At 47.8% G+C, this 8,603-nt stretch carries 2 protein-coding genes, 2 tRNA genes, 3 rRNA genes and 1 pseudogene; 5 read left to right on the forward strand and 3 right to left on the reverse strand.

Translation table 11 applies throughout. From position 1 onward, the window contains the following. Positions 1-158: 158 nt before the first annotated feature. The 5 genes from BDE27_RS18500 to rrf all read left to right on the forward strand — a co-directional run bounded on the left by BDE27_RS18500 (position 159) and on the right by rrf (position 5,219). Positions 159-1,701 (forward strand): 16S ribosomal RNA (locus BDE27_RS18500). A 66-nt stretch (positions 1,702-1,767) separates the two neighbouring features. Then, positions 1,768-1,844: transfer RNA gene (locus BDE27_RS18505), tRNA-Ile, on the forward strand. A gap of 20 nt (positions 1,845-1,864) precedes the next feature. After that, a tRNA-Ala gene (locus BDE27_RS18510) sits at positions 1,865-1,940 on the forward strand. Between the two features lie 172 nt (positions 1,941-2,112). Then, positions 2,113-5,022, forward strand: a 23S ribosomal RNA gene (locus tag BDE27_RS18515). A gap of 81 nt (positions 5,023-5,103) precedes the next feature. Continuing rightward, positions 5,104-5,219, forward strand: a 5S ribosomal RNA gene (rrf, locus tag BDE27_RS18520). Together the 16S, 23S and 5S rRNA genes with 2 tRNA genes alongside form the textbook arrangement of a ribosomal RNA operon. 78 nt (positions 5,220-5,297) lie before the next feature. Here rrf and BDE27_RS18525 read toward each other — a convergent pair. The 3 genes and pseudogenes from BDE27_RS18525 to BDE27_RS18535 all read right to left on the reverse strand — a co-directional run. After that, positions 5,298-5,612 (reverse strand): YfiM family lipoprotein, encoded by a 315-nt coding sequence (locus BDE27_RS18525; RefSeq protein WP_244208841.1) that lies wholly within the window; start codon positions 5,610-5,612, stop codon positions 5,298-5,300. A gap of 156 nt (positions 5,613-5,768) precedes the next feature. Next, positions 5,769-7,127: a CDP-diacylglycerol--serine O-phosphatidyltransferase gene (gene pssA / locus BDE27_RS18530; protein WP_099131075.1), complete on the reverse strand. Its 1,359-nt coding sequence runs from the start codon at positions 7,125-7,127 to the stop codon at positions 5,769-5,771. Between the two features lie 204 nt (positions 7,128-7,331). Beyond that, positions 7,332-8,603 (reverse strand): annotated as a pseudogene (locus BDE27_RS18535) (GNAT family N-acetyltransferase); the annotation flags it as partial.

Raw genomic sequence — 8,603 nt, forward strand, 5'->3', positions numbered from 1 at the left:
TTGTCAATGCTCTTTAACAAATTAATCAGACAATCTGTGTGGGCACTCGCAAGACACTATCGATATGCCGAAAGGCAAAAAAGATTAAAGTCTTAAAGAGTGACCTGACAGTTAATTCATGATGAACTAACAGTAAGATTCTTTGAGCATCAAACTTTTAATTGAAGAGTTTGATCATGGCTCAGATTGAACGCTGGCGGCAGGCCTAACACATGCAAGTCGAGCGGCAGCGGGGGAAAGCGTGCTTTCCTGCCGGCGAGCGGCGGACGGGTGAGTAATGTCTGGGGATCTGCCTGATGGAGGGGGATAACCACTGGAAACGGTGGCTAATACCGCATAACCTCTGAGGAGCAAAGTGGGGGACCTTCGGGCCTCACGCCATCGGATGAACCCAGATGGGATTAGCTAGTAGGTGGGGTAAAGGCTCACCTAGGCGACGATCCCTAGCTGGTCTGAGAGGATGACCAGCCACACTGGGACTGAGACACGGCCCAGACTCCTACGGGAGGCAGCAGTGGGGAATATTGCACAATGGGCGCAAGCCTGATGCAGCCATGCCGCGTGTATGAAGAAGGCCTTCGGGTTGTAAAGTACTTTCAGCGGGGAGGAAGGCATAGAGCCGAATACGCTTTATGATTGACGTTACCCGCAGAAGAAGCACCGGCTAACTCCGTGCCAGCAGCCGCGGTAATACGGAGGGTGCAAGCGTTAATCGGAATTACTGGGCGTAAAGCGCACGCAGGCGGTCAATTAAGTTAGATGTGAAATCCCCGGGCTTAACCTGGGAATGGCATCTAAGACTGGTTGACTAGAGTCTCGTAGAGGGGGGTAGAATTCCACGTGTAGCGGTGAAATGCGTAGAGATGTGGAGGAATACCGGTGGCGAAGGCGGCCCCCTGGACGAAGACTGACGCTCAGGTGCGAAAGCGTGGGGAGCAAACAGGATTAGATACCCTGGTAGTCCACGCTGTAAACGATGTCGATTTGGAGGTTGTGGCCTTGAGCTGTGGCTTCCGGAGCTAACGCGTTAAATCGACCGCCTGGGGAGTACGGTCGCAAGATTAAAACTCAAATGAATTGACGGGGGCCCGCACAAGCGGTGGAGCATGTGGTTTAATTCGATGCAACGCGAAGAACCTTACCTACTCTTGACATCCAGCGAAGCCTTTAGAGATAGAGGCGTGCCTTCGGGAACGCTGAGACAGGTGCTGCATGGCTGTCGTCAGCTCGTGTTGTGAAATGTTGGGTTAAGTCCCGCAACGAGCGCAACCCTTATCCTTTGTTGCCAGCACGTTATGGTGGGAACTCAAGGGAGACTGCCGGTGATAAACCGGAGGAAGGTGGGGATGACGTCAAGTCATCATGGCCCTTACGAGTAGGGCTACACACGTGCTACAATGGCGGATACAAAGAGAAGCGACCTCGCGAGAGCAAGCGGACCTCATAAAGTCTGTCGTAGTCCGGATTGGAGTCTGCAACTCGACTCCATGAAGTCGGAATCGCTAGTAATCGCAGATCAGAATGCTGCGGTGAATACGTTCCCGGGCCTTGTACACACCGCCCGTCACACCATGGGAGTGGGTTGCAAAAGAAGTCGGTAGCTTAACCTGTAGGAGGGCGCTGACCACTTTGTGATTCATGACTGGGGTGAAGTCGTAACAAGGTAACCGTAGGGGAACCTGCGGTTGGATCACCTCCTTAACCGAAGATGGTGAAATGTGAGTGTTCACACAGATTGTCTGATAGAAGAAGAGACGGGAACGGAATAGGCTTGTAGCTCAGGTGGTTAGAGCGCACCCCTGATAAGGGTGAGGTCGGTGGTTCAAGTCCACTCAGGCCTACCAACTTTTCTGTCCGGTTCAATGGGGCTATAGCTCAGCTGGGAGAGCGCCTGCCTTGCACGCAGGAGGTCAGCGGTTCGATCCCGCTTAGCTCCACCATGACTCTTCTTAATAAAAACTATTTCGGAACACATTGAAGTCAGTGTGTTGTGAAATTTATGCTCTTTAACAATCTGGAACAAGCTGAAAATTTGAAACAATCGATGTTGTTGAATGATAACATTGATGAGTCTCTCAAAAACTCCAATCTGAAGACACCTTCGGGTTGTGAGGTTAAGCGACTAAGCGTACACGGTGGATGCCTAGGCAGTCAGAGGCGATGAAGGACGTGCTAATCTGCGAAAAGCGCCGGTGAGCTGATATGAAGCGCTATCAGCCGGCGATGTCCGAATGGGGAAACCCAGTGCAATCCGTTGCACTATCCTTACCTGAATCCATAGGGTAAGGAGGCGAACCGGGGGAACTGAAACATCTCAGTACCCCGAGGAAAAGAAATCAACCGAGATTCCCCCAGTAGCGGCGAGCGAACGGGGAGGAGCCCAGAGCCATCAGCGATATGAGTGTCAGGAGAACGGTCTGGAAAGGCCGGCAGTAAAGGGTGAGAGCCCCGTATCCGAAGACACTGGTATTGTGAGCTCAACGAGTAGGGCGGGACACGTGGTATCCTGTCTGAACATGGGGGGACCATCCTCCAAGGCTAAATACTCCTGACTGACCGATAGTGAACCAGTACCGTGAGGGAAAGGCGAAAAGAACCCCGGCGAGGGGAGTGAAAGAGAACCTGAAACCGTGTACGTACAAGCAGTGGGAGCCTTGATTTATCAGGGTGACTGCGTACCTTTTGTATAATGGGTCAGCGACTTATATTCTGTAGCAAGGTTAACCGCATAGGGGAGCCGCAGGGAAACCGAGTCTTAACTGGGCGTTAAGTTGCAGGGTATAGACCCGAAACCCGGTGATCTAGCCATGGGCAGGTTGAAGGTTGGGTAACACTAACTGGAGGACCGAACCGACTAATGTTGAAAAATTAGCGGATGACTTGTGGCTGGGGGTGAAAGGCCAATCAAACCGGGAGATAGCTGGTTCTCCCCGAAAGCTATTTAGGTAGCGCCTCGTGAAGTCATCTTCGGGGGTAGAGCACTGTTTCGGCTAGGGGGTCATCCCGACTTACCAACCCGATGCAAACTGCGAATACCGAAGAATGTTATCACGGGAGACACACGGCGGGTGCTAACGTCCGTCGTGAAGAGGGAAACAACCCAGACCGCCAGCTAAGGTCCCGAAGTCATGGTTAAGTGGGAAACGAAGTGGGAAGGCTCAGACAGCCAGGATGTTGGCTTAGAAGCAGCCATCATTTAAAGAAAGCGTAATAGCTCACTGGTCGAGTCGGCCTGCGCGGAAGATGTAACGGGGCTAAACCATGCACCGAAGCTGCGGCAGCGACACGAATGTGTTGTTGGGTAGGGGAGCGTTCTGTAAGCCGGTGAAGGTGAACTGTGAGGTTTGCTGGAGGTATCAGAAGTGCGAATGCTGACATAAGTAACGATAAAGCGGGTGAAAAACCCGCTCGCCGGAAGACCAAGGGTTCCTGTCCAACGTTAATCGGGGCAGGGTGAGTCGACCCCTAAGGCGAGGCTGAAAAGCGTAGTCGATGGGAAACAGGTTAATATTCCTGTACTGGCCATAATTGCGATGGGGGGACGGAGAAGGCTAGGCAAGCCGGGCGACGGTCGTCCCGGTTTAAGTGTGTAGGTGGGATAACTTGGCAAATCCGGTTATCCAGGACACTGAGGCACGATGACGAGGCATTACGGTGCTGAAGTTGCTGATGCCCCGCTTCCAGGAAAAGCCCCTAAGCGTCAGATTATGGTCAATCGTACCCCAAACCGACACAGGTGGTCAGGTAGAGAATACTCAGGCGCTTGAGAGAACTCGGGTGAAGGAACTAGGCAAAATGGTGCCGTAACTTCGGGAGAAGGCACGCTGGCGTTAGGTGAAGAAACACGCTTTCGGAGCCGAGGCCAGTCGCAGATACCAGCTGGCTGCAACTGTTTAATAAAAACACAGCACTGTGCAAACACGAAAGTGGACGTATACGGTGTGACGCCTGCCCGGTGCTGGAAGGTTAATTGATGGGGTTAGCCGCAAGGCGACGCTCTTGATCGAAGCCCCAGTAAACGGCGGCCGTAACTATAACGGTCCTAAGGTAGCGAAATTCCTTGTCGGGTAAGTTCCGACCTGCACGAATGGCGTAATGATGGCCAGGCTGTCTCCACCCGAGACTCAGTGAAATTGAACTCGCTGTGAAGATGCAGTGTACCCGCGGCAAGACGGAAAGACCCCGTGAACCTTTACTATAGCTTGACACTGAACCTTGAGCCTTGATGTGTAGGATAGGTGGGAGGCTGTGAAATGTGGACGCCAGTCTGCATGGAGCCATCCTTGAAATACCACCCTTGAATGTTTGATGTTCTAACGTCGGCCCGTTATCCGGGTTGCGGACAGTGTCTGGTGGGTAGTTTGACTGGGGCGGTCTCCTCCCAAAGCGTAACGGAGGAGCACGAAGGTTAGCTAATCACGGTCGGACATCGTGAGGTTAGTGCAATGGCATAAGCTAGCTTGACTGCGAGAGTGACGGCTCGAGCAGGTGCGAAAGCAGGTCATAGTGATCCGGTGGTTCTGTATGGAAGGGCCATCGCTCAACGGATAAAAGGTACTCCGGGGATAACAGGCTGATACCGCCCAAGAGTTCATATCGACGGCGGTGTTTGGCACCTCGATGTCGGCTCATCACATCCTGGGGCTGAAGTAGGTCCCAAGGGTATGGCTGTTCGCCATTTAAAGTGGTACGCGAGCTGGGTTTAGAACGTCGTGAGACAGTTCGGTCCCTATCTGCCGTGGGCGTTGGAAGATTGCAAGGGGCTGCTCCTAGTACGAGAGGACCGGAGTGGACGCACCACTGGTGTTCGGGTTGTCATGCCAATGGCACTGCCCGGTAGCTAAGTGCGGAAGAGATAACCGCTGAAAGCATCTAAGCGGGAAACTTGCCTTAAGATGAGTCTTCCCTTGTCCCTAGAGGACACTGAAGGAACGTTCGAGACGAGGACGTAGATAGGCCGGGTGTGTAAGCGTTGCGAGACGTTGAGCTAACCGGTACTAATGACCCGTGCGGCTTAACCTGACAACACCGAAGGTGTTTTGGGGTTTGAGAGAGAGAAGTTTCAGAGAAAGCAGGCTTGTTCGGGATTGAAAACAGAATTTGTCTGGCGGCAACAGCGCGGTGGTCCCACCTGATCCCATGCCGAACTCAGCAGTGAAACGCCGTAGCGCCGATGGTAGTGTGGGGTCTCCCCATGTGAGAGTAGGACACTGCCAGACATTCAATCAGTCAGAGAAGCCATCCGTTACCGGATGGCTTTTTTGCGTTTGGGTGCTTTAGAAATAGAAGATTAAAAATTACTTCACGGATTGATATAAACTATAACCTGCTATCGCTCCAGCTATATCATAAGCAATATCATGCCAACTCCAGCCTGTTCCTGATGGGCGGCTATCATAAAGCTCTTTTATTGCACCAATACTAACGGATAGTAATACACTAAATTGTGCACTTTCACGATGCCCCCAATGTTGACGATCACCATAAGTATTGCCCGCGGCAGCTACAATTGCAGAAAATAAAAAATGTTGTACTTTATCTTTTCCTGTCCAGTTGTCATTTGCCAGACGTATATTGGAACAAGAAGTATTCAATAGGATAGGAAAAATCATTAATATATTTCGTATCAGAGTGGTGATGTTTTTTTTCATCGCAATTCACGCCATAATTTATTTTTCTAAATCATAGCCGTTTGATAAATAAAATACAAAAATCCCCTCTGGCAATAGCGAGAGGGGATTCAAAAAAACAATAATTATTTATCTATTCTACAGTATTCTACTGATTAATCGATCCACCCGAATACGGCGCAAGCGTCGTATCAGTTTGCGTACCTTAACAGGATAGAGTTGAATACTTTCTATTTCCTGATAACTGTGGATAATTTTTGTATGAGTACGGATGCAATCCAATTCCATTGTACGTTGCTTGTTCATCTCTTGGTGGGGATCGTGAATAAGAATGGCATTTTCCAGATCTAATCCCCATGCGCGAGGATTAAGGTTATTACCCGTAATTAATTGCCATTTATTATCAACCCAGATCCCTTTTAAGTGATAAGTGTTATCTTGATCTTTCCATAACCGAATAGTTAATTGTTGGCTATCGATAAACTTTTGCAGCCGACTAGTGAATCGACGTAAGTTAATTTCATACAGATAAGGCAATGCCCCAATAATTTTAAATGGCTCTTCTGGTGGAATATAAAAATCATTAGCTGTTTTATCTCCAATGATGATCTCAATTTGCTTTCCTTGGCGGAGTAGCCGAGATATTGCACGTACTAATACTGCTGGTAAATTGAAATAAGGTGTACAAATAACCAGCTTGTTTTCAGTGCAAGACATGAGATGACAAATTGTTTTGTTCAGCAGATTTTTTTTGCCCAATCCCACAAGGGGAGTTACTGCCAATTCTTCATTGGATGCTTGATTTTCAACGTGATATTCGGCATTCCTCAATGAAGCACGAAATTGGCGGATCAAATTTTTAATTTGAAGGCTACGAGGACGATTGTGGCAGGCTAAATTTTTTACGGCTTCTGCACTAATAATACTATCATCGATAAATTGCTTCATGACCACAGCAAGTTTCGCGTTATGCAGTAAATGATAACGATCGTAACGATATTTTTCATTGCGGTGCAAATAGACATCATTAATACTGGCTCCGCTGTAAATAACCGTATCATCAAAGATAAAGCCTTTCAGATGTAAAACTCCCAGTGCTTCACGAGTATTCACTGGAACACCCAGGATGGAAATGTTGACATCAGGGTAGCTTTCAGCCATGGAGCAGTACCAATCTGCATTTGTTGCCGCAGCTTCTACACCAATACGACCACGTTGGGCACGATGCCAATCGACTAGGATCTTTATATCCAGCTCAGGGCGTTTTTGTTTGGCTTCATATAATGCAGTCAGAATATCCCGCCCTGCATCATCATTTTCTAAATATAAGGCGGCGATATAGATATGCTTTTGGGCATTTTCTATACGTTCCAATACGGTGCTGCGAAATACTTTAGATTCATAAAGTGTCTCAATGTCAGCAACTGATTGCGGTAGCTTAGGCAATTGTGCAAGGTGTTGTTGGTGTTTTGCTTGTTTAAATTTGGACAACATCACAGTGCGTTTTTCTCTTAGTCTAGATGGAGTTAATACCATCATAAGGTGTATGAATCAAAATGATCTGGCGATGATACCATTAGTTTGGTTCATTGTGAGTATGAATTAACTCTCTTGAGTTGATTGCTTTAAGACTGTGCGATCTATCACGGAGTGAGCATTTTTTATCACTCATCACGAGATGCACATTGAATTTATTTTTTGCTAGAGTTTCAACATAAGATTAACAATACCGTCTTCTAACTGTATATCAATGGTAAACCCAAGTTTTTTCGCAAGTTGGATCATATTACGGTTTTCAGGCATAGTGATAGCCGTTAGTGCCTGAATACCATGTTCTCTTGTATAGTTAATCAGTTTAGTCATAAGTTGATAACCTAACGTAATCCCCTTCAGATCTGATCGGACTAATATCGCAAATTCAGCTTCGATATTATCGGGATCAGCCATAGCACGAGCGACACCAATAATTTCAGGTGTTGTTGCTGGATGTCGGATCGCTACGAATGCCATTTCTCGGTCGTAATCAATTTGGGTCATGTTTGCAAGATCATCATGAGTAAACTCGTTAATTTCACTGAAATAGCGATAATAAAGATCTTCCTTTGTTACTTGACCGATAAATGCTTTCAGCAAAGGTTCATCTTCCGGCAGGATTGGTCGTAGCAAACATTCAAGATCATCTTTGATGTAGATAGTTTTCTTCCAGTTCATTAGGATAAGGCCGGATAGCCAGTCTATTGTGGGGATCGCCTGTTACTGTCATCAACTCCATTGTCACATCCAATAGCGTGAATTCATTACCTGATGCAAGCAGTGGATGGATATTCATACGAGTAATTTGAGGGCAATCGATCAGAAGATTGGATACTCTGACCAATAACTGGCTGAGGGCAAGAATATCCAGCGGCAAAAGTGAACCGCCAGATTTTATTTTGCCACTCTTAATTGCCTGAATAACCAGATAACGGGCTAATGCCATATTAAGGGGAGGAAGAGCGACAGCCGCCTGTGTTTCATGCACCCAATCAATATCTCCCTCGCCTAGCATGATTAAGGGACCAAATATCTCGTCTTGCTCAATAGCAATTCTCAGCTCTTGTGTGCCAGCCCGATTAGCCATGCTTTGTACTAATAATCCATGAATCCTGGCTTGCGGGAAGTTTTGTTTGACACGTTCAATAATCGCTTGTGTTGCGGCCTTAACTTCATCAGCATTACGTAAATAAAGCATCACTCCCTGAACCTCTGATTTATGTGGAAATATCAGGGGAGCGGAGCTTTAATGCCACAGGATAGCCAATTTTTTCTGCAATATTGACCGCATCATCACTGGTATGGGCGATCCAAGTCGGTAAAGTATTTTAAACCGTAAGCATCGAGAATAGGTTGTACTTCATGGGTATCCAGTCGGACATTCCCGTTATCAAGCGCCTTCTGTATACATTCATGGGCTCGAGACGTATTCGATGTGAT

The organism is Xenorhabdus ehlersii (assembly GCF_003610465.1).
Lineage (GTDB): Bacteria > Pseudomonadota > Gammaproteobacteria > Enterobacterales > Enterobacteriaceae > Xenorhabdus > Xenorhabdus ehlersii.